We start from the raw sequence: 23,754 nt of genomic DNA on the forward strand, positions 1-23,754 counted from the left end.
CGCACCCCCGGGTGCCGCAACCTCGCCCTCACCGCCGACCTGGATCACACCATCCCGTACGCCCAGGGCGGTGTCACGGACGTGGGCAACCTCGCCTGCCTGTGCGAGGGATGCCACCAGGACAAGCACCACACGCCCTGGCAGGTCCGACAGCTCGGCGACGGCGTCCTGGAATGGACCAGCCCCGCCGGACACACCTACACCGAGAAGCCACCCCCGCAGGTCCGCGCGGAAGCCACCCCGACCCCGCTCATCGCCGACGCCCTCGCCCGCCACCACCGCGACCGCGAGCAGGCTGAGCAGCGCCGCCACGCCCGCCAGCACGAACGCGAACAGGAGCGCGAGCAGGAACAGCACCAGCGGGAGGCGGAGCAGCGCCAGCGGGAACAGGAGGAGCGGGAGCGGGAGCGGCGACTGCACCTCGAGATCGAACAGGACATCCAGGAATGGCTCCGCCACTACTGGACAACCCCCGAATACCTCGCCCAAGCCCTCCTCGACGCCGACGACATCGCCCACCACGAACCCGAAGACCACGGCCCCGGCACGCCCGCACGCATCGAACCGCAACCGCAGCTCGCCACGGCAGCACCCTGAAACCGGTCCGCCGGCGGAGGCCCGGACCGGCGAAGGCGCGGAGAGCCCCGACTAGGACACGGCGGGTGCGATGTGCTCCTCGACGAGCGTGACACCGCCGAGGACATTGGCCGAGGTCGCCAGTTCCTCGAGCCAGGCTCGGTTCAGCTCGGGTGCGACGGGCTCGTCGAACTCGAAGCGGAGCGGGATGGCGGGGTGCACCCAGATCGTGCTGCGGCCTGCGGGCTCGCCCTCGGGATGGCGCCACGAGACGGCGAAGCTCTCGTGGCGGCGGAGCTTGGTCACGATCACGACCTTGAGGTGCGCGAGGGTGCGATCCTCGATCGCGATCGGCAGCGACTCGGAGCCGTAGTAGAGGACGCCCATGCGCACGACCCTACGCGACGCCGCGGCCGGTCAGGAGGCGACGGCTCCGTCCTCCGCATCTCCCTCCGCCGCAGCCGCACCCTCGACGAGCGCCTTGAATCGCTCGAGGTCGCGCTGCATCGGGCCGTCGCCGAGCTCGGAGCCTGTGCCCTCATCGCCTTCGACCTCCCACGCCATGCGCAGCACGATCCGGGTGCCCGTGCCGTCGCGAGAGAGGTCGACACGGCCATTGTGGAAGACGCCGTCGGTGCTCTGCCAGGCGAGACGCTCGGGAGGGGTCTGATCGACGATGTCGACGTAGAAGTCGTCGGAGACGCCCTCGATCGTGGCCGACCATCGCGAGCGCACCTCGTCGATGCGCCGTACGGAGTCGATTGCGTCGATGTAGTCCGGGAACGACTCGACCGCCGCCCAGTGACGGTAGGCCTCCTCGATCGGCACCTCGACGTGGATCTGCGCAACCTGCGTGGTCGTCATCTTCCCTCCCCAGGGCTGACGTCGGGCGTCGGGCCGCCCTCCTGGTGAACAGATCCTAGACCCGTGGTGGGCATGCCGCACCCACCTTCCCGTCAGCCCGAAGAGACCCGGTCCAGCAGACCCCCCTCGTCGACGAGCTCGAGCGCGAGCACCCGGTACCCCGCCGTCTCGAAGAACACGGTCATCCGATCCTCCTCGACCTCCATGACGGTGCCCTCGCCCCACTCGCGATGACGCACGCGATCGCCCGCGCGGAACGCCGCATCCGGCGCGTCTGACACGGCAACGTCCGTCGGATCCGGCCCCTCTCCCCGCTCCTCCGCGCACACATCGCAGTTGCCGCACGCGTCGGCGACCTCCTGGCCGAAGTAGCCGAGGAGCACCTGGCGTCGGCAGCGCCGCGCCTCGGCATAGGAGCGGAGCATCTCGATGCGCGATCGGTCGATGCGCTCCCGGTCCTCGACGTGCGCGAGCGCGGCGTCGACCGCCGAATCGTCGTCCACCCCGCGCACGAGCGCGGCCCCTCGCCGGTCGAGGCGCACCGTGCCGGTGTCGGACAGGAGCGTGAGCAGGGCCGAGACCCTGCGGGCCGGGACGCCCGCGGCATCCGCGATCTCCGCGCGGCGCCGGCGTCCGTCACGGATGGCCCGGAGAACACCCCGCAGATCGTCGGGATCGGCAGAGCGGGCCGCGAAGTACCGACGCAGCGCGAGGTCCTCGGGCCGATAGTGCAGCGTCGCCTGCGCTGCCGCGCCGTCGCGACCGGAGCGACCCACCTCCTGGTAGTACGCATCGAGCGACTCGGGTGCATCGGCATGCACGACGAAGCGCACGTCCTCCTTGTCGATGCCCATCCCGAACGCCGAGGTGGCCACGACGACGTCGACCTCGTCGTCGAGGAATGCCTCATGCACGCGATGGCGCTCGGCGGCGCGAAGACCCGCGTGATAGGCCGCCGCGCGCACGCCGCGATCCGCGAGCTCGTGCGCGTACCGCTCGGTGTCCTTCCGCGTCGAGGTGTACAGCAGACCCGTGCCGCGGAGACCGGCGACCTCGTCGACGACGGCGGAGCGCTTGGCGGCGTCGTCGCGATGGCGGCGGACGGCGAGAGAGATCTCCGGACGATCCATGTCGCCCACGAGCACCGCGGGCTCGCGCATTCCCAGGCGCCGAACGATCTCCTCGCGGACGGGCGTCGACGCGGTCGCCGTGAGGGCGACGATTGGCGGGCGCCCCAGCCGATCGGCGAGCCCTCCGAGGAGGAGGTAGTCCGGGCGGAAGTCGTGCCCCCACGACGTGATGCAGTGCGCCTCGTCGACGACGAGCAGCGAGACATCGCATGCGGCGAGCGCGTCGAGGACATCATCCTTCACGAGCTGCTCGGGTGCGAGAAGCGCGTACTCCGCGTCGCCCTCGCGAATCCGACGCCAGGCCTCTCTCTGAGCGCGCACGCCGCGCGCGGAGTTCAGTGCGACGGCACCGGGCGCGGATGGCGCATCCCCGAGACCGACGAGCTGATCCTCCTGCAGGGCGATGAGCGGCGAGACGACCCCCGCGAGCCCCGGGCGCAGCGCACCGGCGACCTGGTACACCGCGGACTTGCCCGATCCGGTCGCCCAGACCGCGAGCACATCACGCCCCTCGACCGCCGCCGCGATCGCCTCCGCCTGCTCAGGGCGAAGCCGATCCAGCCCGAAGCGCTCGCGCGCGGTGCGCTCGATGTCGGCGCGGCTCATCCCTCGTCGCCATCGGCCGGGCCGCGTCCCGCGTCGAAGCGGGCGCGATACCGCTCCTCGGCCTCGTCGAGAAGCGCGTCGGCGAGTCTCGCGACGGGTTCGACGTCGGCGAGCAGCGGCTCGCAGTCGGGGCCGCGACCGGCCTCGCGGCCGCGCAGAACCCACGCATAGCGCTCGGCGTCCTTCTCCTCCAGGTGGCGGTACTGGCAGAGCTGGCGGGCGAGCCAGTCGTCGAGCGGGCGCGTCCACCATGGTTCCGGATCGAGCGGGTTCACCGACAGGCCAGGCAGCTCGAGGCCGCTCTCGGTGTCGATGCTCGTCCGCGACGCATCGGCATCGGGCCCCGCGGAGTAGCGCACGTGCAGGCCCCTGGCCGCGCGGACTGCGCCCGCGAGCTCCTCGAGCGTGCGCAGAACGGGCAGGCTCATGCGAACACCACCGCCATCCCGCCCTCCGGCCGTGCCGGGATGCGCCGCAGGCTGATGCGCAGATCCTGCGGCAGAACCTCGTATCGCGAGCTGTTGACGAGCAGCGACAGCGCCTCGGCGACGAGATCGGATGTCGCGAGCTCGCCGGGGCACCGGTGCGCTCCGGGGCCATCGCCGACGCCCTGTGCGACGATCGCGTGCGGCGAGGCGTCCGCGAAGCGGAACGGGTCGAACACGTCCGGCCGCTCCCAGAGCTCGGGTGAGTGGTCGGTGCCGTAGAGGTCGAAGAGGAGGCACTGGCCCGCCGGGAACTCCTCTCCGCGCAGGCGGAACGGCGCGGTCGCGATCCCGCCGATCATCGGGAAGAAGGGGTAGAAGCGCCGCACCTCGTCGGCCATCCAGCGCGTCGTCTCGGCGTCGCCGGTCCCGACCCGCGCCGCCCATTCCGGATGCGCGTGCAGCGCGTGCCCCGCGAACGCGACGAACCGGGCCACGGCGACGACGGGGCGCAGGAGGTTCAGCAGCTCGACCGCGGCGACCTCGACGTCGAGCGGGCGGCCATCCTCCTCGTGGTGCGCGAGGCGACCGACGATCGAGACGGCGTCTCCCCGGGATCGGGCGGAGGACACGAGCGACGCCGCCCAGCGCTCGACCCGGCGACGGTGCGCGCGTGCCGCCCAGTTGCGGGGGCCGATGCTCGCCGCGCTGTCGATCATGCCGCGCAGTCCGGCCGTGATCGCGCGCTCCTCCACAGGCGGCGGCGTCACCCCGACCCAGTGGAACGCAGCGCGTGCGAGCGCCGTCGTCGCGACATCCAGCAGACTCGTGCGCTCCCCCGAGACCTCCTCCACCGCGGCGCCCCACTCGGAGCGGAACAGCGCCACGAGCGTCCCGCGCCCGCGCTCGGCGATCTCGAGGAGGAGCGCGCGGCGCACGCGGTGCCGTTCGCCCTCGAGCGCCTGGACGCTGCCCTCGTCCTGCAGGAGGTGCATCGCGGATCGCGGGATGGCGCCGCTGCGTCGGAAGCCGCCGGCGCCGAAGACGTGGGCGGCCTCGGATCCGCGGGCGACCACGACGGGGCGCCCGACGAGCCGGGTGCGGAAGGCGTCGGCCCCGACGTCCCGGTATCCGCGGAGGCCGAAGGCGTAGCCGTCGCGCGCGAGGCGATGGGTGGCGTCGAGGCACAGCGTCGGGACGCCGTCCGCGGCGGATCCGTCGGAGGGCCTCGAGGGCGCGGAGGCGGATGCGGTCATGCTCCGAGGTAATCAGGGCGCAGTGGCGGATCCCACGGGGTTGACAGGCGCCTCCGGCACGGGGCAGCGCGACGACGGGTATCTTCGCGCGCCCTCGCCCCTCACGTTCGACAGGCGTTGTCAACCCGTGTGCTCCGGAGAGTCGCGGACGCGACACTGGACGGCACATGAGCGGACGGATCGACAGCGCTGTCGAGAGCGGAGGAGAACCGTGAGCGTGATCTCAGATGCCCGAGAGGCCCGGAGCGCAACGCCGGAGGCCGTGCGGTCGCTCGGCGCGCGGCTGATCCCGGTGACCCTGACCTGCTATCAGGTCGCCGTGGGCGACCAGGTGCGCGGATACCTCTGCTGCACGGGCGAAGGATGGGAGTGCTACGCAGGTCGCGCCCTGGACACCGCCGAGGACCTCGGCGTGCGCCGGACGCTCCTCGAGGCCGTGCGCACCGTCGTGGGGTAGCGCCGCTCAGCCCTCGTGATCGCTTCCGAGCACGACGCCCGCGAGCGATCCGGAGAGCTCGTGCCGCGCCCGCTGCCGTTCGGCGCCTGTGCCGCGCACGAGGATGTCCCGCGCGCCGGTCTGCGCCCGCTTCGCATCGCCGTTCGCACGCAGGGCCGCGCGGACGTGACCCAGCAGCGTCTCGACGGCATCCGCCGCGGGCACCGCGCGCCCCGTGCCCGGGTCGACGAGGTCGCCGCGAACGCCCCACCGCGCCGCCATCCACGAGGCGAGGCGGATGGTCGGCGTCGGGATGTCGGGGGCCGGCTCGCCCGCACGCCATGCCGCGGCCGCGGTGTCGACGAGGGCGCGCACGAGGACGGCGATCGTGATCGTGTCCTCGGGATCGAGGCAGACGTCGGCGACGCGGATCTCGACGGTCGGATGGTGCCGCGACAGACGCGCGTCGAAGTAGAGCTGCCCGTCGTCGAGGATGCCGCCCGTCGCGAGGAGCGACTGCACGAGCTGCTCGTAGCGGGCGGGCGTGTGCAGGAGCTCGAGCGGACCGGCGGTCGGCCACTGGTGCCAGACGACATGGCGGTAGCTCGCGTACCCCGTGTCGGCGCCGTCGCGGAAGGGCGAGTTGGCGCTCAGCGCGAGGAGGATCGGCAGCCAGGCGCGGATGCGATCGAGGATGGCCACTCCCTCCTCCGCGTCCGCGATGGACACGTGCACGTGGAGGCCGCATTCGAGCGTCGCCGCGGCGAGTCCGCGGAAGCGCTCCAGCACCGCGTTGTAGCGCGGGCTCACGCTCGTGTGCGGCCGACCGCGGATGGGCGACGTGGCGAGCGCGACCGCGCGCGCATCGAGCTCGCGAGCGAGACCATCCGCCATCTCCCGCCCCGCGAGCACGAACGACCGCAGCTCGTCGGCCGTCGCGCACGGGGGCGAGATGACCTCGAGCATCTCCTGGTCCATCTCCGACTCGAGCGCGAATCCGGCCAGCTCGCGGCCGGCCGCCTGCGCGAGGATCTCGGGCGCGAGCGGACGCGGCCGCCCCGTGGTCGCGTCCACGAGCAGCAGCTCCTCCTCCACGCCGAATGTCCTCATGCTCGAGTATCCGCACGTGCGCTCGCGCGACGGGAGGTGCTTGCCGGAAGGGCTCCGGATCGGGTAGCGGGCGCGTAACAGAGCCTTCACACGGCGCGGGATCGGCCGCAACACGGCTCCGCTCGAATGAGACGACCATTCGAGCCCGGCGCCGAGGAGCCAGATGACCACGTCCACGCAGTCGCGTCCCACGATCCCCGCCCCGACCGCACCGCCCTCCCCCGCCAGGCGGCTGCTCCCCGCGAGCCGACGCCGACCGGGGCCGCTCCTCGTGACGGCCCTGTTCTCACTCGGCTGGGTCTTCATGTACGCCGATCGGAACATCCTCTCGCCCGTGATGACGGTGATCCAGGAGGAGTGGGGCCTCTCGCGCACCGAGCTGGGCCTGATGTCCACGGTGTTCTTCCTCACCTACGCGCTCATGCAGATCCCGACGGGGTACATCGCCGATCGGTTCGGCCGCGTGCGAGTCGTGGTCGTGGGCTACGTGCTCTTCGGAATCGGCACGATTCTGAGCGGCTTCGCGTCGACGTTCCTCATCTTCCTCATGTTCCGCGCGTTCACGGGCGTCGGCGAGGGCACGTACTACAGCCCCGTCTACGGCATCTCGTCGAGCTACGTCTCGAAGCGCTGGCGCGGCGTCTCGGCGGCCGTCATCAACAGCGGGATGGCCGTCGGCATCTCTCTCGGATTCATCGGGTCGAGCTATCTGACCTTCACGCTGGGCCTGCCGTGGCACGTCACCTTCCTCGTGTTCGGCATCGCGACGGTCGTGGTGGCCGGGCTCATCCACTACTTCCTCGCGCCGATCGACGATGAGCACCGCGCACGGCTCGCCGCCGCGCGCAGCGTGGTGACTCCCGACGCGCCGGCGCGACGCGCGCTCTTCTCGCGCAACCACCTGCTCACGTACGTGCTGATCTTCTGCTCGCTGTACGGCTTCTTCTCGATGCTCACGTGGCTGCCGACCTACCTGCAGCAGGTGCGCGACGTCGCCCCCGCGCAGACGGGGATCATCGCCTCCCTCGTGCCCTGGGCCTCGATCCCCGGGGCCATCGTGCTCAGCATGCTCGCCCGCCGGATGTCGAACACACGGCCGCTGATCATCGCCCTCGCGCTGCTGGGCGGCCTCTGCCAGATCCTCGTTCCGCTCACGGGCGACTACGCGCTCATGATCGCGGGACTCGTCGTCTACGGCCTCGTGGGCAAGCTCGCGCTCGACCCGATCCTCATCGCGTTCCTGGCCGAGAACACTCCGCAGGAGATGTACTCGAGGGCGTACGGCTACTTCAACTTCGCCGGGATGCTGTCGTCGATCTTCGCGCCGTACCTCACCGGCGCCCTCGCCGACGCGACCGGCATGCTCGAGTCGGGCTTCTATCTCTCCGCAGCGCTCCTCCTCGTGGGCGCGATCGCGTTCTGCTTCACGAAGCCCGCGCGCGTGGAGGCGTGAGGCCGAGCGGGGTGGTCGTCAGGTGCCGCGGCCGCCGCCGCAGGCTGCGGGCCTCCTTGGCGGCCTCGACGGCCTGCACGACCTGGGACACGACGACCACCCCCACCATGAAGACCGCCACTCCCGCGAGGACGAGCACCTCGACGACCGCGCTGGCGGCGGATGCACCGCGCACGAGCACTTCGCTTCCGACCGACTGGACCGTGGACATCGGCTTCTCCCTCTTCGAACGACGGTGATCCCACTCTCGCGGGCGGCAGCCGCGAGGGGATCACCCCGCAGGCCGAACCGCGTCATCCTCGAGAGGGACATTCGCCGCGCACCCGGCATCCGGACCATCCCGGCCTCCGTGAGAGAATCGAGGGTTGCCGCCGCCGTGCGGCGAGAACCCCCGAAGCGCAGAACGGAGCGGCCCGAGTGAGCGGAGTCCCCAGGGACGTCGCACGCCTCACCGAGGCGCGCGAGGGCGCGGCGCTCAGCCTCGTCCGCAGCCGCTGGGCACCGCTCATCCTCGCGATCTTCCGCGCCTCGTTCTCGCAGGAGATCAAGCAGGTCCGCGCCGAGCGCCTGCACGTGCAGGTCGACACCTACCTGCACGAGCTGCGCGATGCGGGCTTCGAGGTCCCCGCGCAGGAGGAGGGGCGCGCGCTGTGCCTGTCGTGGATGCGCAGCCAGTGGCTGCGGCGCGTCCCGCTCGACGACGGCGGCGAGGCCTACGAGCTCACGTCGCACGCCCTCGCGGCGATGCGGATGCACAGCGAGCTCTCGCGCGAGCGCGCTCTGCTCAGCGAGTCGCGGCTCACCACCATCCTCGACGCGGTCCGCCGCTGGGCGACCGAGGCGAACCCCGACGAGACGACGCGGATGGCCGTGCTCGACGCCGAGATCGCGCGGCTCACGGCCGAGCGCGACCGCATCGCGGCGGGCGGCGAGGTCGAGATCGCCGACGACGAGCGGATGCTCGGGGGCTACACGGATCTCGTCGACCTCCTCGGCCAGCTCCCCGGCGACTTCCGCCGCGTCGAGGAGGCGCTCGACGCCATCCACGACCAGATGGTGCGCGACTTCCGCGCCGAGGAGCGCCCCAAGGGCGAGGTGCTCGGCGCGTACCTCGCCTCGAGCACCCGCCTCGCGTCGCAGACCCGCGAGGGCCGCGCGTTCCAGGGAGCCCTCACCGTGCTGAGCGATGAGGACCTGCTCGGCGAGTTCCGCGAGGACCTCCGCGCGATCATGAGCCATCCGTTCGCGCGCGACCTGTCGCCCGACGAGCGCGCGGCGTTCGTCAACGCCGACGCGCTGCTGCGCCGCGGTCTCCGCGACGTGCAGACGCGCCAGCAGCGCGCGTCGCAGTCGCTCGCCGAGTACCTCGCGGCGTACGACTCCCTGCAGGAGCGCGAGGTCACCCGCACGCTGCGCCGCGTCGAGCAGGAGCTCGCGGTGTGGATGGAGACCGCCCGCGCCCGCGACACCGTCCCGCTGCCGTGGATGCCGTCGCGCCTCGATATCGAGCACCTCCGCACGCGCTTCTACGATCCGAGCCGGGAGAAGCCCGCTCCCGCGCTCGAGGACGTCTCCGACCTCGCGCCGGCGCCGCCGTCGCTCGACGACGTCCGGCGTCAGGGCGGCCCGCTGCTCGACGAGGTGCGCCGAGGCCTCGACGCCGCGGCCGCCGACGGCGCGACCACCCTCTCGGCGGCGTTCAACGCCCTCCCGGACGACCTGCGCCGCCCCGTCGAGGTCTTCGGCCTCGCCTACCTCGCCGCCCGGGACGGCCTTCCCGGCGGGATCGCCGATGACGGGGGCGTCGTCCGCACCGTCCGCCCCGACGGCACCGAGCGCGCGCTCGCGCTCCCCCGCCTGCAGCCGCCGACCGACCTGACAGGAGACGACGATGACGACGCCTGACGACGCCTTCGCCGACGACGCCTTCACGACGCCCGACGCGATCGAGAACGCGCCCGACGACACCGCCCTGTCGCTCTTCGACGGCGACGACGGCATGCTCACGCTCGAGCAGCGCCGCTGCCTCGTCGTGATGCTCAAGCACCAGATCATCACCGATGAGCGCGAGGAGTGGCCCGTCCTCCTGCGCGACGCGCGCCTCATCAAGAGCCGTCTCAACGACCTCTTCCTCGACCTCGTGATCGACCGCGATCGCGGCGTCGCCTACAAGGTGCAGATCCGCTCCGAGGCGTCGGGGTACGTCCCCCCGCTCCTGCGCGACTCCGCCTACACCCGCGAGGAGACCGTCCTCCTCGCGCACCTGCGCCAGCGCCACCTCGCCGAGCGCGGCAGCGGGCGCCCGCACGCCCACATCGACCGCGACGACTGCCTCGCCGCGGTGGCCCAGTTCCGCCCGGCGCACGCGACCGACCGCTCGGGCGACGAGAAGAAGGCCGGAGCCGCCGTCGACTCGCTCGTCAAGGCCGGCATCCTCGTGAAGGCCGACGGCGACGACCGCTTCCTCATCTCGCCCGTGATCGAGACGCTCCTGCCGATCGACCGGCTGCGGGTCATCCAGGAGTGGCTGGCCGAGCAGAACCGCCCCGAGAACGCGCTGCGGCGGCGGATCGAGCCGGCGGCGGATGAGCCGGAGGACGCACCGCAGGACGAGGACGACGAGGAGGACGCCGCGTGACGGATCTGCTCATCGCCGGGTACGACGACGAGACCGCCCAGTGGCGCGCGAGCCACCTCCAGGTGCTGAACTGGGGCGGCTTCCACGGCCACCACCGCGTCGACTTCGACCGCGAGGCGACCCTCATCTCGGGCGGCTCCGGCACGGGCAAGAGCACGCTCCTCGACGCGTACATCGCGCTCATGATGCCGTCGACCGTGCCCTTCAACGGCGCCTCGAACGACGCGACGGTCGGCCGGGCCCGCGGCGCCGACCAGCGCAACGTGCTGACGTACCTGCGCGGCAAGCGCGACACCGTCCGCGACGTCGAGCGCGTGCTCCGCGGCGACGGCACGAGCGCGTGGGGCGCGATCTCGATGACCTTCGTCGACGGCTCCGGCCGGCGGTACACGGCCCTGCGCACGTACTTCGCGCCCGCGGGCGCCCAGCGCAGCACCGAGGTGCGCACGCGCCAGCTCACCGTCGAGGGCGACTTCCATCTGCCCGATCTCGCCGACTTCGCGGACGGCCGGTTCGATCCGCGCGCCCTGCGGGCCCGGTTCACGGGGCTGCGCTCCTACGAGACGACCCAGGACTTCCTCTCCGCGGTCGCCGCCCGGCTCGGCATCGGCGAGGGCGGCAACAGCGACAACGCCCTGCGCCTCCTCTCGCGCATCCAGGCCGGCCACCAGGTGCGCACCGTCGACCGGCTCTACAAGGAGATGGTGCTCGAGGAGCCGCCGACGTACGCGGCCGCGGACGCCGTGCTCGCGCAGTTCCAGGCACTCAAGCAGAGTCACGAGAGCCTCGCGACCGACGAGGCCAAGGAGCGGATGCTCGCCGAGATCGCGCACCTGCACGACGACTACGAGAGCGCACGCGACCGCGTCGCGCGCCTCGACCGCTACGGCCTCACGCGCGGAGACGACGCGACGCCCTTCCGGCTGTGGTGCCTGACGACGGAGTACCGCCTGCTCGGCGAGGCCGAGGAGGCGAATAAGGCCGCGCGCGACGCCGAGAAGGAGGCGCTCACGCTGGCCCTCTCGGCCGAGACCGCGCTCGCGGTCGAGGTCGAGGAGATCAAGGAGCAGCGGGCGCAGAACGGCGGCGACCTGCTCGCCCGGCTCGACGCGCGGGTCGCGGAGGCGCGGGCCCGCGCAGCGCGGATCGCCGACGCCCGGCGCACCCTGCAGGAGCGCGTGCGCACGCTCGGCGCGGAGTTCCCCACCGAGAGCGCGCTGCGCGCCGTGCAGGATGCCGCGGCGACGTTCCTCGAGGGCGTCGACGACCGGCTCGTCGAGCTCAAGCGCCGTCGTGACGAGGAGGTCCTCGCGATCGGCGACCTGACCCGCCGCCGGCGCGGCGACGCCGCAGAGCTCGAATCGCTCTCGGGGCGCGACAGCCTCATCCCCGACGCCTACGACCGCACCCGGCGCGAGATCGCCCGCGCATGCGGGCTCGAGCCATCCGACCTGCCCTTCGCCGCCGAGCTCATGGACGTGCACCCCGACCACGAGCCGTGGCGCACGGCCGCCGAGGTCACCCTGTCGGGCATCGGCATGACGATGCTCATGGACGCGCGGCGGCAGCGGCAGATCCGCGAGGCCATCGAGTCGATGAAGCTCACGCGGCGCATCCGCTTCGACGGCGTCGACCTGTCGGAGGACGCCGAGACCCCGTCGGACCCGCGGTACATCTCGGGGCGCCTCGTCTTCCGGGACTCGCCGTTCACGGCGTGGGTCAAGCGGCGCGTCGTCGCGGGCGACCACCTCTGCGTGGACTCGCCCGCCGAGCTCGGCGGCGACGAGCCCAAGGTCACCGTCAACGGCCAGACGTCGCACGGCCGACGCGGTGCGCACGGCCGCGATCCGCGCGAGCGCTCGATCCTCGGCTTCTCCAACGCCGCGCGCCGGCAGGAGATCGAGGCGGAGATCGCCGAGACGACCGCCCGCATCGCCGCACACGAGGAGGCCCGAGCCGCACACGAGCGCGAGGCCGACGAGGTGCAGCGCGTCGCCGAGGCGTACCGCCGCGTGCAGGACGTCGAGTGGGCGTCGATCGACGTCGCCTCCGTCGAGAAGGAGGTCGCCGAGCTCGAGGCGCAGCGCGAGGCCATCCTCGACCGGTCGGACCTTCTCGTCGAGCTCGAGGAGCGGCTGCGCGAGGCGGCCGAGCGCCTCGAGTCAGCACGCGAGGAGCGCTACCGCCGCGCGGCTGCGCTCGAGGACCTCGAGCGCACGTGGGGCGCGATCGTCGACCGGCAGGATGCCGTCGCGACCGAGCGCGACCGCCTGGCCGAGCGCCCCGACATCGTCCTGACCGACGAGGACGCGGCGCACCTCGACCGGGAGTTCCGCCGGATCGAGCCCGACGCGACGCATGACCGGTTCGCGAAGGCCGTCCCCCGGCTCGCCGACGAGCTGCAGCTGGACGTCCGCCGCGCGCACGCCACGCTCGACTCGACCGCGGCGTCGCTCGAGCGCATCTTCGCCGCCTACAACGAGAGGTGGCCGGATCCGAACCGCGGCACGACCGTCGACGCGTACGACGAGTTCGCCGCGATCTACGAGGAGATCACGCACCACGGCCTCTCGCAGCACCGGCTCGAGTTCCGGCGTCACCTGCAGGAGGTCAGCACGATGGACCTCAAGATGCTGAGCGACTCGTTCGGCCACGCCCTGCTGAGCATCGAGGAGCGCCTCGAGCCGGTCAACGACATCCTCCGCGATCTGCCGTTCGCGTCGGAGACCGACCGGCTCCGCATCGACATGCGCCATCTGCACCCCGAGCGCATCGAGTCGATCAAGACGCAGCTGAGGGAGCTCTCCGCAGATGTCACGGGCGAGTGGACCGCGGAGGAGGCCGACCGGCGCTTCGCGCGTCTGCAGGAGTTCATCGACCTCATCGACCTCCCCGAGTCGGGCGTCAACCCGCGCCGGGACGAGGTGCTCGACGTGCGCCGCCACATCGAGATCACGGCGAGCCGCATCGATCCCGACGGCCGCGAGGTGAGCACCTACTCGACCCTCGGCGACAAGTCGGGCGGCGAGTCGCAGGAGCTCGTGGCGTTCATCGTGGGCGCCGCCCTGCGGTACCAGCTCGGCGATCAGACGCGCTCGTGGCCGCGGTTCGCGCCGGTCTTCCTCGACGAGGGGTTCGTCAAGGCCGACAGCGCGTTCACGGGGCGCGCGATCCGCGCGTGGCTCGGCCTCGGCTTCCAGATCATCGTCGTGGCGCCACTCGACAAGGTGACGACGCTCGAGCCGCACATGGGGCTCAACCTCTCGGTCACGAAGAACGACGCCGGCTACTCGTTCATCACGGCGTTCCGCGACGTCGCCCTACGTTGAGACCGGCGCACCCTGCAGCGCGTGCACGACCGGAGCGAGCTCGGGTCGTGCCGCGGCCTCGTCCAGCACGCGCTCGAGTGTCTCGTCGTGGATGGGGCGCGCCCGCTCGAAGAGATCGCGTCCGGCGGGCGTGAGCTCGGTGTAGATGCCGCGGCGGTCGTCCGCGCAGAGGACGCGCGTGAGCAGCCCGCGGTCCTCGAGCCGGTTCACGAGCCGCGTCGTCGCGCTCGCGCTCAGGGCGGCGGCGCCCGCGAGCTGCTGCATCCGCATGTGCCATCCGTCCTGACGGCTCAGCGCGTCGAGCACCGTGTACTCGACGACCGAGAGCTCGACGGATGTCGCGAGCGCGCGCTCGAGGGCGGTCTCGATGAGGCCATGCAGGGCCGCGAGCGTGCGCCATCCCTGCGCGCGCACCTCGACCGCGTCGTCGGCGATTCCCATGTCTCCTCCAGATAGTTGCTTGCGCGTTGTATCCGCGTGTGGCAGTATTTCTCGGGCCGCCGCAAAATCCCGCGCGTGCAAGTAAACCGAGCATACCAGGAGACCCCTTCATGCCCCTCGGACTGATCGCCCTCGCCATCGGCGCCTTCGGAATCGGACTCACGGAATTCGTCATCATGGGCCTGCTGCCCGAGGTGGCACGCGACTTCGCCGTCTCGGAGGCGGCCGCCGGATGGCTCATCTCGGGCTACGCGCTCAGCGTCGTGGTCGGCGCCCTCCTCCTCACGGCCGCGACCATCCGCCTGCCCCGCAAGGCCGTGCTCCTCAGCCTCGTCGTCCTCTTCATCCTCGGCAACGCGCTCACCGCGCTCGCACCCGACTACGCCACCGCCATGGCCGGGCGCATCCTCGCCGCGCTCTGCCACGGCGCGTTCTTCGGCATCGGCTCGGTCGTCGCCGCGGGCCTGGTCGCGCCCGAGAAGAAGGCCGGCGCGATCGCCATCATGTTCACGGGCCTCACGGCCGCGAACGTGCTGGGCGTGCCCTTCGGCACGTTCCTCGGCCAGGAGCTCGGCTGGCGCTCCACGTTCTGGGCGATCTCCGCGATCGGCCTCATCGCGCTCGCGGGCGTCGCGGCCCTCGTCCCGGCCATCCCCGCTCCCGAGGAGCGCGTGAGCCTGCGCCGCGAGCTGCGCGCGTTCCGCTCGACCCAGGTCTGGCTCTCGCTCGTCGTCACGGTCCTCGCGTTCGGCGGCATGTTCGGCGCCTTCACGTACATCGCGTACACGCTCACCGAGGTCAGCGGCTTCGCGGCAGGCGCCGTGCCCTGGCTGCTCGTCGTGTTCGGAGCCGGCCTCGTGCTCGGCAACGGCGTCGGCGGCCGGCTCGCCGACCGCGCGATCGACCGGACGCTCATCGTCTTCACCGCGGCGCTCGTCGTCGTGCTCGCGCTCTTCGCCCTGCTCGCCGGATCGCAGATCGCGACCGTCGTCGCCCTCTTCCTCATGGGCGGCTTCGGCTTCGGCACCGTCCCGGGCCTCCAGAGCCGCATCATGGCGTATGCCGGCCAGGCTCCGACGCTCGCCTCGGGCGCGAACATCGGCGCGTTCAACGTCGGCAACGCACTCGGCGCGTGGGCTGGAGGCGTCGCGATCACCGCGGGCCTCGGCTACACCGCGCCGATCTGGGTCGGCGCCGCGATGACCGCCGCCGCCCTGGCCGTGCTCGCCGTGGCAGCCGGGATGGCGCGCACCCGGGTCTCCGCCGACGCGGTCGCGGTCGCGGCCTGACCGCAGGAGGAGAATAGAGGGGATGGCTCCTCCCTCCTTCCTGCGCGACCTCTTCCGCATCCAGCCGGCGCGCGGGGAGTGGACCGTGGCCATCCGGGCGGCGCTGTCCGTGCTGCTGCCCCTCCTCGTGCTCTGGGGAGCCGACCGGCTCGACTGGGCGATGTACGCGTCGTTCGGCGCGCTGTCGTCGATCTTCGGCCGGACCCTCCCTCTCCCGGAGCGGCTGCGCTCGCAGGCGGAGGCGGGGCTGACGCTCATCCTCGCGATCCTCCTCGGCGTCGCGGTGGCGCTCTCGCCCGGACGGGAGTGGCTGCTCATCCCGGTCGCGGCCGTGTTCGCGACCGGGATCGCGGTCGTCTCGCACCGACGCAACTGGCACCCGCCCGGCGTGCTCTTCCACGTCTTCGCGCTCGGCGCGTGCGCCTCGACCGCCCGCACCGCCGCCGACCTCGTGCCCGCCGCGCTCGTGTCGGCCGCCGCCCTCGCGCTGAGCCTCGCGCTCACCTATCTGACCTCGCTCGGTCGCCACCTCTGGCGGCGCCACATCGCGCGCGTCGCGCAGACCTGGCCGCGCCGCCCCGCGGACCCCGGCACCCTGCCTGGCGACGGCCCGGAGTGGCCGCTGCGGCACTACCTCGTCCGGTACGGCCTCGGCGTCGTGCTCGCGGGCTCCGTCGCGACCGCGATCGGCATCGGCCATCCGTACTGGGCGATCGTCTCGGTGGTCGTCCCGATGGCGGCGCCGACGGCATCCGCGCGCCTCCTCCGCGGCACGCAGCGCGTCGTCGGAACCCTCGTCGGCGTGCTCATCACGTGGGCCGTGCTGGCCTTCGCGCCGCCGCCGCTCGCCCTCATCCTCATCATCGCGGTGATGCAGCTCGGCGCCGAGCTGTTCATCGGCCGGAACTACACGGTCGCGCTGCTCTTCATCACACCGCTCGCGCTGTGCATGGTGCAGCTCGGCCATCCGCTGCCGGTGGCGCAGCTCATGGCGGACCGCGCGATCGAGACCGTGCTCGGCGTCGCCGTCGCGATGGCCATCACGCTGATCACCCGCGAGCGCCGTCAGCGCGGCGACGCGGAGTAGGCGCCGTCGACGTCAGTCGATCGGGCAGACCGCCTTCTCGGCGACGACGGCGTGGAAGTCCTCCGCGGTCCACGGGAGGCCGAACTCGGGCTGCTCCTGGCCGTCCGCGGCCGGCGCCTTCGACGCGATCGCCGCGAGCTCCTTCGCGAGCGCGCCCACGAGATCCGCGCCGGCGGCCGAGTTGTTGAGCGCGACGGCGACGGTCATGCCCGTCTGCGGGTCGGCGTACACGCTCGTCAGGTACCCGAGCGCCGCGCCCTTCTGGCCGACGAGGCTGCCCGCGATGTACGCGCCGCTGACGTAGTCGTCGCCCTCGTAGGGCAGCGCCTTCGACCAGCGCTCCGTGCGCTCGCCCTCATCGTCGACCGACGCGAGCGCGAGCGACTGCCCGAAGCGGGCGAGATCGCCGATCGTGCTCGTCGCGCCCGAGTCGGTGAAGCCGATGCTCGACGAGCTCGTCGTGTACTCCGTCGGCGCGACGCAGCCGGCCTCGCGATCCGCGCCGTCCGAGATCCAGCCGCGCAGCGCGGGCTCCCCCGGCTCGGCGGCCGTGTCTTTGGGGAGCTCGGTCGCGGTCAGGTCGAGCGGCTCGGCGAGGTACTCCTCGAACAGCGTGTGCATGCTCTCGCGGGTGGCGTGCTCGAGGGCCATGCCGAGGAGGATGTACCCGGCGTCCGAGTCGCGGACCTCAGCGCCCACGCGCCCGCGCTCGGCGATGCCGGTCGCGGCGAGCTCACGCGGGTTCCACTCGCGCTTCGGCGTGGCCGTGAACTGCGGGGAGAGGCGGTCGCGGCCGTCGCCCAGGCCCGACGTGCCGTCGCAGAGCTGCTGGAGGGTGATGTCGGAGAGATTGGGGACGCTCGACACCCACTCGCTCACGGGGTCGTCGAGGGCGACGACGCCCTCGTCGGCGACCCGGTAGAGCACGTCGCACGTCATCGCCCGGGTGACCTCGCCGACGCGGAAGCGCATGTCGGTCGTGACGGGCTCGTCCGAGTCGGGGCCGGTCGTGCCGATGCCCTCGACCCAGGCCCCGGCCCAGGGGATCCAGACCGAGACGAGGGCGCCCGAAGCTCCGGCACCCTGCATCGCGTGGTCCACCGCCGCCTCGAGCTGCTCGACGGTCTTCTTCGGAAGCTCCGACGAGGCGATCGGCACCTCCGATCCGGCAGCCGCAGCGCTCGCCGTGCAGCCGGACGCCGCGAGCGCGATCGCCGCGAGTCCCGCGAGGACCGCCGAGGCGCGCGCCATCCGCGCGCGCACAGTGGATTTCCGCATTCCACAACCCCCCAGTTGCTCCGAGGTCGAGTTTAGGCGACCCTTGCCCGGGATCCCGGCGAGGATGCAGAACCGTGACGTTCCGCGGCGCTCAGCCCGTCGCCGCCGAGCGCATGCCCGCCGCGTCGCGCTCCCACGCGGCCCGCATGAACCGGCGGACGTCCTCGTCGACGCGGATGTCGGATGGCCGCAGCGGACGGGTGAGGTACAGGCCGTCGAGCGACGTGAGGCGCGAGAGGGCGACGTACGTCTGCCCGGGGGCGAAGGCGCCCGAGCCGAGATCGACGATCGCGCGGTCGTAGGTCTTGCCCTGCGACTTGTGGATCGTGACGGCCCACGCGAGGCGGAGCGGGAACTGCGTGAACTCGGCGACCACGTCGCGGCTGAGCTTCTTCGACGCCGCGTCGTACGAGTAGCGGTGCTTCTCCCACACGGTCGGCTCGACGTCGAACTCCTCGCCGTCGACCTCGACGCGCACGGAGTCGCCCATGATGCGGGTGACGATGCCGATCGTGCCGTTCACCCAGCGCGGCCCGTCGGGGCCCGACACGTCGTTGCGGAGGAACATCACCTGCGCGCCGACCTTGAGCTTGAGCTGCTCGTCGGCCGGGTACACGTCGCCGCGGCCGAAGTCGCCGCTGATCTCGGCGACCGCGGTCTGCTCTCTCCCGGCCAGGGCGGCGAGGTGCCTCGCGTTGATGGCGTTCACGCGGTCGTTGCGCGTCGCGAGCGTGATCACGGGATCGGAGGGGTCGGACGGCGGGGTGCGCGCGCCCGCGCGGTTGAGCTTCTCGGCGATGTCGGCGGTGACGCGCCCGTACCGGACGGCGTTCAGCATCGCCTTGAACCCGTCGTCGGACTGACGGTGGATGTGGGTGAGCTCGCGGATGTGCAGATCCGCGCCGTGGCGCCCCAGGTCGATGAGCCCGTCGCCGCCCGGTTCGGCACCGGCCCACACGTGGGCGTCGAAGAACCAGAACGAGCGGTAGTGGTCGGCGATGTAGCGCGCCTCGTCGCCGCGCGGCGGGACGGGGGCGAGCTGGTAGGGGTCGCCGAACATGACCACCTGCACGCCGCCGAAGGGCTCGCGCCGCCGGCCGCGCGCCTGGCGGAGCGACCGGTCGATGGCGTCCATGAGGTCGGCGTTGACCATCGAGATCTCGTCGATCACGAGCGTGTCGATCGCGTTGAGCAGCTTGCGGGTCGCGTCGCTCTGCTCGAGATCCTGGTCGGCGATGAGCCCGATCGGGAGCTTGAAGAGCGAGTGGATGGTCTGGCCCTCGACGTTGAGCGCCGCGACGCCCGTGGGCGCGCAGATCGCGATCTGCTTGCTCGTGTGCCACGTCAGGTGGCGCAGCAGCGTCGACTTGCCCGTGCCCGCGCGCCCCGTGATGAAGACATGCTCGCGCGTGTCCTCGATGAGGCGGAACAGGGCTTCCTGCTCCGCCGACAGAGCAGGTGCGGTCACCCTTCCATCGTAGAGAGGTGAACGCGGCCCGGTTCCGGCACTCCACAGCCGTTCGCAGGCTCCGCCCGGCGTGTCGTTCCTAGACTGGCCGCATGGAGCAGGCCGTGACCGACGCCGCGCCCTCGCGCGGAGGGTCGGCCGACGCGCCCTCCCCGGCCACGGCCATCCGCCGGCGCGAGCGGGGGCGCACCGCCGAGGTGGCGGGCTTCGTCGTCGTCGGGCTGCTCCTCGTCGCGGCGATCGCCGCGGGCTTCGCGGCCCTGTATCGCGTCTTCTGGGGCCCGGAGGCCTTCGTGGAGCGGTACGTCGGGATGCTCGCCGACGGGCGCGCGGCCGACGCGCTCACGATCCCCGGCGTCGCCGTCGACTCGGCGGATCTCGAGGCCGCCGGGATCCCGACGACCGTGAGCGACGCGCTGCTGCGCGGATCGGCGCTGTCCGACGACCTCGGCGACGTGAAGGTGATCGCGTCGCGGATGTCGGAGGGCGTCGTCGAGCTGACCCTCTCGTTCTCCGCGGCAGGCCAGGAAGGGCGCTCCACGTTCCGCGTCGAGCAGGACGGATGGTCGGGCCTCGTCCCGGCCTGGCGCTTCGAGACGACGCCCCTCGCCGTGCTCGACGTGACGGTGCGGGGCTCGATGCGCTTCACGGTCAACGGGTTCGAGCTCGACAAGCGGCAGGTCTCACCCGACGGGGCGGATGCCGCGCCCCTCGATCCGGTCTCGATGCTCGTGTTCGCGCCGGGCGCGTACGCCGTCTCGGTCGACACGTCGGCCGCGGAGGCCGCGCCGGTCCGCGCTCTCGCGCAGCAGTCCCTCGCGGCGGTCCCCGTCGACGTGCAGGCGCGCCCGACCGACGAGTTCAACGACATCATCACGGGTCAGGTGCACGACTTCCTCGAGCAGTGCACGACGCAGCGGGTGCTTCAGCCGACCGGCTGCCCTTTCGGCTACGAGACCTACGAGCGCGTGATCACGCCGCCGACCTGGTCGATCGCCGCGCAGCCGAACGTCGCCGTCGTGCCGGACGGCGCGTACTGGGCGATCGCGCCCGCCGGCGCGATCGCCCACATCGAGATGGACGTGCAGTCGATCTACGACGGCTCGATCTTCCACGTGAGCCAGGACGTGACCTTCACGATCGACGGGGCCATCGACATCCTGCCCGACGGCTCCGCCGCGATCAGCATCGGGTCGCCGGACGTCTAGCCGACGGGAGCTCCGCCGCCGGGTGCCGCGCCGGCCGTCGGCGTGGTCGCCGTGTCGACGCGGACGACGAGAGATGCCGCGTAGCCGCCCGTCGCATCGCCCGTGAGGGTCGCGACCTGCAGCGCGCCGCCGTCGTCGCCGAACACGTTGTCGCTCGCGAGCGTCACCTGGGCGAGGTTCGCGGTCGATCCCTCGTACCCGGCGAGCGCGTACACGGTCTCGCACGCGGCCTGCGGAAGCGCGAGCTGCGACGTCGCGATCGCGTTCGCCGAGTCGGAGATCGACGCCGCGTCGGGGTACACCTCGAAGTGGATGTGGGGCCAGCGTCCTGAGTAGCACGCGGGGAAGATCGACGTGAAGGTCACCTGCCCGTTCGCGTCGGCGATCTGGACGCCTCGGAGGTAGGTGACGTCCTCGACGCCGGACGAGTACATGGAGTAGCGGCCCTGCGCGTCGCAATGCCAGGCGTACACGGCCACGCCCTCGAACGGCGCGTCGCCGTTCGCCATGTCGGTCAGCCGCAGGGTGAAGGTCAGGGGGACGCCCTCGGCGGTGGCCGCCCCGTCGATCGATGACGTGATGTCGCTGCGGATGATGCCCGAGTCCTCGAGCACATCGGGCCCATTCGACCCGTCCCCCGGATAGGGTCCCGCTGTCTCGTCGGGGATCTCGCCGTCGGGGAGCGCAGCCTCCGTCGAATCGGCCGTTGCCGTCGGCGACGGGGTGGATGTGCTCGCGGACGTGTCCGATGTCGCGCTCGGGGTCGAGGTGCTCGTCGAGCTCGTCGCGGCGGGCGCGCAGGCCGCGAGCGTCGCGGCGCCCACGCCGACTCCGACGAGGCTGAGGACACCTCGGCGGCTGACCAGCGTCTTGAGGTCGAAGCCGGCACCCTGGTCCACGACCTCCTCGTCCGGTCGGGCGAGGAGCCGGCCCTCGTAGGCCGGCCCGTCGGGCGTCTGCTCGGGCTCGGGAATGCGCGCCATGATCCGTCTCCTTGTCTCGCGTCCGCCCGCTCGGGGGCGGTGATGCGTCCATGCTGGAGAACGGCGCTATGCGCCGCCGTTCACCGGTCTGTGAACGGCCTATGAGGGCTGAGGGTCAGAGCCCGCGACGGCGGTCGCGCTCGGCCAGACGGGCGAGGCGGGCGTTGTACTCCTCGAGCTCGGCGTCGCCCGTGCGGTCGGCGTGGCGATCGGCGCGCTTCTGCGTCCGCTCGTCGCTGCGGCTCCACTGGATCGCGACGATGACGGCCGTGATGAGCGTCGGGATCTCGCCGATCGACCATGCGACGCCGCCGCCCGTGTACTGGTCCTCGAGCGGGGTGGCGCCCCACGTGCGGCCCATCGCGCCGAACCACTCCGCGACCATGAGACCCGAGTGGCTCATGATCGAGATGCCGAAGAACGCGTGCATCGCCATGGTGACGATGAGGGTGACGAGACGCCCCGCGTACGGCAGGCGGTACGGCACGGGGTCGATGCCGACGAGCGACATGACGAACAGGTAGCCCGACAGCAGGAAGTGGACGATCATCCACTCGTGGCCCAGGTGGTCGTACAGCGACCACCGGAACAGGTCGGTGTAGTAGAAGGCCCACAGCGACCCGATGAAGATGCCGGCCGCGACGAGCGGGTGCGTGATGACGCGGGCGAACGGACTGTGCACCGCCCAGAGGATCCACTCGCGGCCGCCGCGCGTGCCATCCTCGCGCTTGCGGATGGCGCGAGCCGCGAGCGTGACCGGTGCGCCGGGCACGAGGAGCAGCGGGATGGCCATGCTCAGCAGCATGTGCCCGAGCATGTGCATGCTGAAGAGGTAGTCGCCGTACGCCGTGAGCGGGCCGCACGTCACCCAGACGAGCAGGACCATGCCGATCGTCCACAGCACGGTGCGGTGCACGGGCCACGCGTCGCCGCGCGCACGCAGGCGCCGCACCCCCGCGTAGTAGAAGAAGAGCCCGAAGCCCGCGACGAACACCCACAGCAGGTCGACGTCCCATGCGGTGAGCCAGCGGGCGGGCGTCAGCTCGGGAGGCAGCGGCGCCTCGGTGAGGATCTCGGCCGGCGTCGACTGCGGCGCCGAGATCTCCCCGACCGGCGGCGACGTGCGCGCGAGCGCGGCAGCCGCTCCGCTCGCGATGCCCATGAACGCGAGCTCGACCGCGACGAGACCCCAGAACGCGCCCGCGCCATCCGCCGCCCGCGCGAGGAGCCGACGGCGGTAGAGCGCGCCGAGGAGGCCCATCGCGAGCAGCGCGACGATCTTCGCGATGAGGATGGCCCCGTACGGGGTGAGGAGCTGGTCCCACTGCCCGATGGACGTGAGGGTTCGCGCGTAGCCCGAGACCGCGACGACGACGAACGCCGCGAGCGCCAGCGACGAGTAGCGCGCGAGAAGCGGGCCCAGGCGCCCCTCCTCCATGGCGGGGCGCAGGATGACGAGCAGGAGCAGGCCCCCGAGCCAGACCGCCGCGGCGACGATGTGCAGCGTGAGCGCGGTCACGGTCGCGTCGTGGCCCGCGAGGTCGCCCGAGTGGCCCTGGGTGGCCATCGGGACGAGCGTGATGGCCGCGAGGACGGCGGTGAGGAGCGTCGGGGTCCACGAGCGGATGGCGAACGCGAGGATCGTGACGACGGCCGCGAGGACGGTCGTCAGGAGCCAGGCGCTGCCGAGCTCGGTCTGCGTGAGGAAGCGGCCGAGCTGCGCGCCGAACTCGGCGCCGAGACTGAGCTGCGGGTTGAACGACGACAGGAACGTCAGGAACCCGACCGCGCCGCTCGAGAGGGTGAGCACGGCGGCGCCGATCGAGGCCGTGTCGAGCGCGACGTCGAACTCGCGCTCCTGCGCGCGCAGCCCGAAGAGCGCGAGCACCAGCGCGCCGAGCATCGTCGCCGCCGCCAGGTTGACGACGAGCTTCGCGATCGGGAGACCCCAGCGGACGAAGGCGCCGGGGTCGGCGCTGAACCGCTCGGCGGCACCGCCGCCGATCACGAGACCCGCGATGACGGCTGCGATCGCCGCGACGACGAGGATGAGGGGCCCAGCGGCCCGCAGCGCGCGCGGGTTCACCCCTCAACCCTATGCGCGCGCCCCTGGGCGGACGCCGCGCGGGGCATGTCCGGATCGTTCACCCTTCCGTGGGGGCATGCGAAAGGGCGCC

21 protein-coding genes are annotated in these 23,754 nt (G+C 72.2%); 9 read left to right on the forward strand and 12 right to left on the reverse strand.

Annotated elements, in window-relative coordinates; genetic code table 11:
- Positions 1-597, forward strand: a 597-nt coding sequence (locus ACOWU6_RS03560) for an HNH endonuclease signature motif containing protein (protein WP_421074735.1), incomplete at its 5' end; no start/stop codon positions are given.
- A 51-nt stretch (positions 598-648) separates the two neighbouring features.
- Here ACOWU6_RS03560 and ACOWU6_RS03565 read toward each other — a convergent pair.
- The 5 genes from ACOWU6_RS03565 to ACOWU6_RS03585 form a co-directional block, all read right to left on the reverse strand.
- The gene (locus ACOWU6_RS03565; RefSeq protein ID WP_271172676.1) at positions 649-963 is read right to left on the reverse strand and encodes a hypothetical protein; all 315 of its coding nucleotides are present in this window, start codon (positions 961-963) and stop codon (positions 649-651) included.
- Positions 964-993: 30 nt separating this feature from the next.
- On the reverse strand, positions 994-1,440 hold the full coding sequence (locus ACOWU6_RS03570) for an SRPBCC family protein (RefSeq protein ID WP_421074736.1): 447 nt from the start codon (positions 1,438-1,440) through the stop codon (positions 994-996).
- Between the two features lie 92 nt (positions 1,441-1,532).
- Positions 1,533-3,176, reverse strand: a complete 1,644-nt coding sequence (locus ACOWU6_RS03575) for a RecQ family ATP-dependent DNA helicase (RefSeq protein WP_421074737.1) — start codon at positions 3,174-3,176, stop codon at positions 1,533-1,535.
- The gene (locus ACOWU6_RS03580) at positions 3,173-3,604 is read right to left on the reverse strand and encodes a DUF6098 family protein (protein ID WP_421074738.1); all 432 of its coding nucleotides are present in this window, start codon (positions 3,602-3,604) and stop codon (positions 3,173-3,175) included. The genes ACOWU6_RS03575 and ACOWU6_RS03580 overlap by 4 nt, the downstream gene beginning before the upstream one ends.
- Positions 3,601-4,857, reverse strand: coding sequence for a cytochrome P450 (locus tag ACOWU6_RS03585; protein WP_421074739.1), 1,257 nt, complete (start codon positions 4,855-4,857; stop codon positions 3,601-3,603). Before ACOWU6_RS03585 ends, ACOWU6_RS03580 begins: the two co-directional genes overlap by 4 nt.
- Positions 4,858-5,068: 211 nt before the next feature.
- Between ACOWU6_RS03585 and ACOWU6_RS03590 the strand changes: the two genes are divergently transcribed.
- A complete protein-coding gene (locus tag ACOWU6_RS03590) occupies positions 5,069-5,314 on the forward strand; it encodes a hypothetical protein (protein WP_271172671.1) in 246 nt (81 codons plus the stop codon).
- Between the two features lie 6 nt (positions 5,315-5,320).
- On the opposite strand, the gene ACOWU6_RS03595 is transcribed toward ACOWU6_RS03590, so the two are convergent.
- The gene (locus ACOWU6_RS03595; RefSeq protein ID WP_421074740.1) at positions 5,321-6,403 is read right to left on the reverse strand and encodes a carboxylate-amine ligase; all 1,083 of its coding nucleotides are present in this window, start codon (positions 6,401-6,403) and stop codon (positions 5,321-5,323) included.
- Positions 6,404-6,566: 163 nt separating this feature from the next.
- Between ACOWU6_RS03595 and ACOWU6_RS03600 the strand changes: the two genes are divergently transcribed.
- On the forward strand, positions 6,567-7,856 hold the full coding sequence (locus tag ACOWU6_RS03600) for an MFS transporter (protein ID WP_421074741.1): 1,290 nt from the start codon (positions 6,567-6,569) through the stop codon (positions 7,854-7,856).
- On the opposite strand, the gene ACOWU6_RS03605 is transcribed toward ACOWU6_RS03600, so the two are convergent.
- Positions 7,828-8,067: a hypothetical protein gene (locus ACOWU6_RS03605; protein ID WP_282978501.1), complete on the reverse strand. Its 240-nt coding sequence runs from the start codon at positions 8,065-8,067 to the stop codon at positions 7,828-7,830. The genes ACOWU6_RS03600 and ACOWU6_RS03605 overlap by 29 nt on opposite strands.
- 206 nt (positions 8,068-8,273) lie before the next feature.
- Here ACOWU6_RS03605 and ACOWU6_RS03610 point away from each other — a divergent pair, with 206 nt between their 5' ends.
- From ACOWU6_RS03610 to ACOWU6_RS03620, 3 genes are read left to right on the forward strand one after another with little or no spacing between them, the layout of a single operon-like run.
- Positions 8,274-9,761: a DUF3375 family protein gene (locus ACOWU6_RS03610; RefSeq protein WP_421074742.1), complete on the forward strand. Its 1,488-nt coding sequence runs from the start codon at positions 8,274-8,276 to the stop codon at positions 9,759-9,761.
- Positions 9,748-10,494: a DUF4194 domain-containing protein gene (locus ACOWU6_RS03615; RefSeq protein WP_421074743.1), complete on the forward strand. Its 747-nt coding sequence runs from the start codon at positions 9,748-9,750 to the stop codon at positions 10,492-10,494. Before ACOWU6_RS03610 ends, ACOWU6_RS03615 begins: the two co-directional genes overlap by 14 nt.
- Positions 10,491-13,823 (forward strand): ATP-binding protein, encoded by a 3,333-nt coding sequence (locus tag ACOWU6_RS03620; protein WP_421074744.1) that lies wholly within the window; start codon positions 10,491-10,493, stop codon positions 13,821-13,823. Before ACOWU6_RS03615 ends, ACOWU6_RS03620 begins: the two co-directional genes overlap by 4 nt.
- Here ACOWU6_RS03620 and ACOWU6_RS03625 read toward each other — a convergent pair.
- Complete coding sequence (locus tag ACOWU6_RS03625; protein WP_421074745.1) at positions 13,815-14,264, reverse strand: MarR family winged helix-turn-helix transcriptional regulator; 450 nt, start codon at positions 14,262-14,264, stop codon at positions 13,815-13,817. The two genes, ACOWU6_RS03620 and ACOWU6_RS03625, sit on opposite strands and share 9 nt — an antisense overlap.
- Before the next feature lie 110 nt (positions 14,265-14,374).
- Here ACOWU6_RS03625 and ACOWU6_RS03630 point away from each other — a divergent pair, with 110 nt between their 5' ends.
- Entirely contained in the window at positions 14,375-15,553 is a 1,179-nt protein-coding gene (locus ACOWU6_RS03630; RefSeq protein WP_421074746.1) for an MFS transporter, read from the forward strand.
- Positions 15,554-15,575: 22 nt separating this feature from the next.
- Positions 15,576-16,640, forward strand: coding sequence for an FUSC family protein (locus ACOWU6_RS03635; RefSeq protein ID WP_421074747.1), 1,065 nt, complete (start codon positions 15,576-15,578; stop codon positions 16,638-16,640).
- Positions 16,641-16,652: 12 nt separating this feature from the next.
- On the opposite strand, the gene ACOWU6_RS03640 is transcribed toward ACOWU6_RS03635, so the two are convergent.
- Positions 16,653-17,918 (reverse strand): serine hydrolase domain-containing protein, encoded by a 1,266-nt coding sequence (locus tag ACOWU6_RS03640; RefSeq protein ID WP_282978493.1) that lies wholly within the window; start codon positions 17,916-17,918, stop codon positions 16,653-16,655.
- 91 nt (positions 17,919-18,009) lie between these two features.
- Complete coding sequence (locus ACOWU6_RS03645; RefSeq protein ID WP_421074748.1) at positions 18,010-19,386, reverse strand: ATP-dependent DNA helicase; 1,377 nt, start codon at positions 19,384-19,386, stop codon at positions 18,010-18,012.
- A 92-nt stretch (positions 19,387-19,478) separates the two neighbouring features.
- On the opposite strand from ACOWU6_RS03645, the gene ACOWU6_RS03650 reads away from it, so the two are divergent.
- The gene (locus ACOWU6_RS03650) at positions 19,479-20,594 is read left to right on the forward strand and encodes a hypothetical protein (RefSeq protein ID WP_421074749.1); all 1,116 of its coding nucleotides are present in this window, start codon (positions 19,479-19,481) and stop codon (positions 20,592-20,594) included.
- On the opposite strand, the gene ACOWU6_RS03655 is transcribed toward ACOWU6_RS03650, so the two are convergent.
- Together ACOWU6_RS03655 and ACOWU6_RS03660 are read right to left on the reverse strand one after the other, a co-directional pair.
- A complete protein-coding gene (locus ACOWU6_RS03655; RefSeq protein ID WP_421074750.1) occupies positions 20,591-21,577 on the reverse strand; it encodes an intradiol ring-cleavage dioxygenase in 987 nt (328 codons plus the stop codon). The two genes, ACOWU6_RS03650 and ACOWU6_RS03655, sit on opposite strands and share 4 nt — an antisense overlap.
- A gap of 115 nt (positions 21,578-21,692) precedes the next feature.
- On the reverse strand, positions 21,693-23,663 hold the full coding sequence (locus ACOWU6_RS03660) for a cytochrome c oxidase assembly protein (protein WP_282978484.1): 1,971 nt from the start codon (positions 23,661-23,663) through the stop codon (positions 21,693-21,695).
- Positions 23,664-23,754: the final 91 nt, after the last annotated feature.

It is taken from the genome of Microbacterium sp. SA156 (assembly GCF_049065455.1).
GTDB lineage: Bacteria > Actinomycetota > Actinomycetes > Actinomycetales > Microbacteriaceae > Microbacterium > Microbacterium barkeri.

Excerpts from the sequence above, each read along its gene's own strand:
- ACOWU6_RS03565 (WP_271172676.1), bottom strand. The coding sequence starts at position 963 with ATGGGCGTCCTCTACTACGGCTCCGAGTCGCTGCCGATCGCGATCGAG.
- ACOWU6_RS03570 (WP_421074736.1), bottom strand. The coding sequence starts at position 1,440 with ATGACGACCACGCAGGTTGCGCAGATCCACGTCGAGGTGCCGATCGAG.
- ACOWU6_RS03575 (WP_421074737.1), bottom strand. The coding sequence starts at position 3,176 with ATGAGCCGCGCCGACATCGAGCGCACCGCGCGCGAGCGCTTCGGGCTG.
- ACOWU6_RS03580 (WP_421074738.1), bottom strand. The coding sequence starts at position 3,604 with ATGAGCCTGCCCGTTCTGCGCACGCTCGAGGAGCTCGCGGGCGCAGTC.
- ACOWU6_RS03585 (WP_421074739.1), bottom strand. The coding sequence starts at position 4,857 with ATGACCGCATCCGCCTCCGCGCCCTCGAGGCCCTCCGACGGATCCGCC.
- ACOWU6_RS03595 (WP_421074740.1), bottom strand. The coding sequence starts at position 6,403 with ATGAGGACATTCGGCGTGGAGGAGGAGCTGCTGCTCGTGGACGCGACC.
- ACOWU6_RS03600 (WP_421074741.1), top strand. The coding sequence starts at position 6,567 with ATGACCACGTCCACGCAGTCGCGTCCCACGATCCCCGCCCCGACCGCA.
- ACOWU6_RS03605 (WP_282978501.1), bottom strand. The coding sequence starts at position 8,067 with ATGTCCACGGTCCAGTCGGTCGGAAGCGAAGTGCTCGTGCGCGGTGCA.
- ACOWU6_RS03615 (WP_421074743.1), top strand. The coding sequence starts at position 9,748 with ATGACGACGCCTGACGACGCCTTCGCCGACGACGCCTTCACGACGCCC.
- ACOWU6_RS03625 (WP_421074745.1), bottom strand. The coding sequence starts at position 14,264 with ATGGGAATCGCCGACGACGCGGTCGAGGTGCGCGCGCAGGGATGGCGC.
- ACOWU6_RS03630 (WP_421074746.1), top strand. The coding sequence starts at position 14,375 with ATGCCCCTCGGACTGATCGCCCTCGCCATCGGCGCCTTCGGAATCGGA.
- ACOWU6_RS03635 (WP_421074747.1), top strand. The coding sequence starts at position 15,576 with ATGGCTCCTCCCTCCTTCCTGCGCGACCTCTTCCGCATCCAGCCGGCG.
- ACOWU6_RS03640 (WP_282978493.1), bottom strand. The coding sequence starts at position 17,918 with ATGCGGAAATCCACTGTGCGCGCGCGGATGGCGCGCGCCTCGGCGGTC.
- ACOWU6_RS03650 (WP_421074749.1), top strand. The coding sequence starts at position 19,479 with ATGGAGCAGGCCGTGACCGACGCCGCGCCCTCGCGCGGAGGGTCGGCC.
- ACOWU6_RS03655 (WP_421074750.1), bottom strand. The coding sequence starts at position 21,577 with ATGGCGCGCATTCCCGAGCCCGAGCAGACGCCCGACGGGCCGGCCTAC.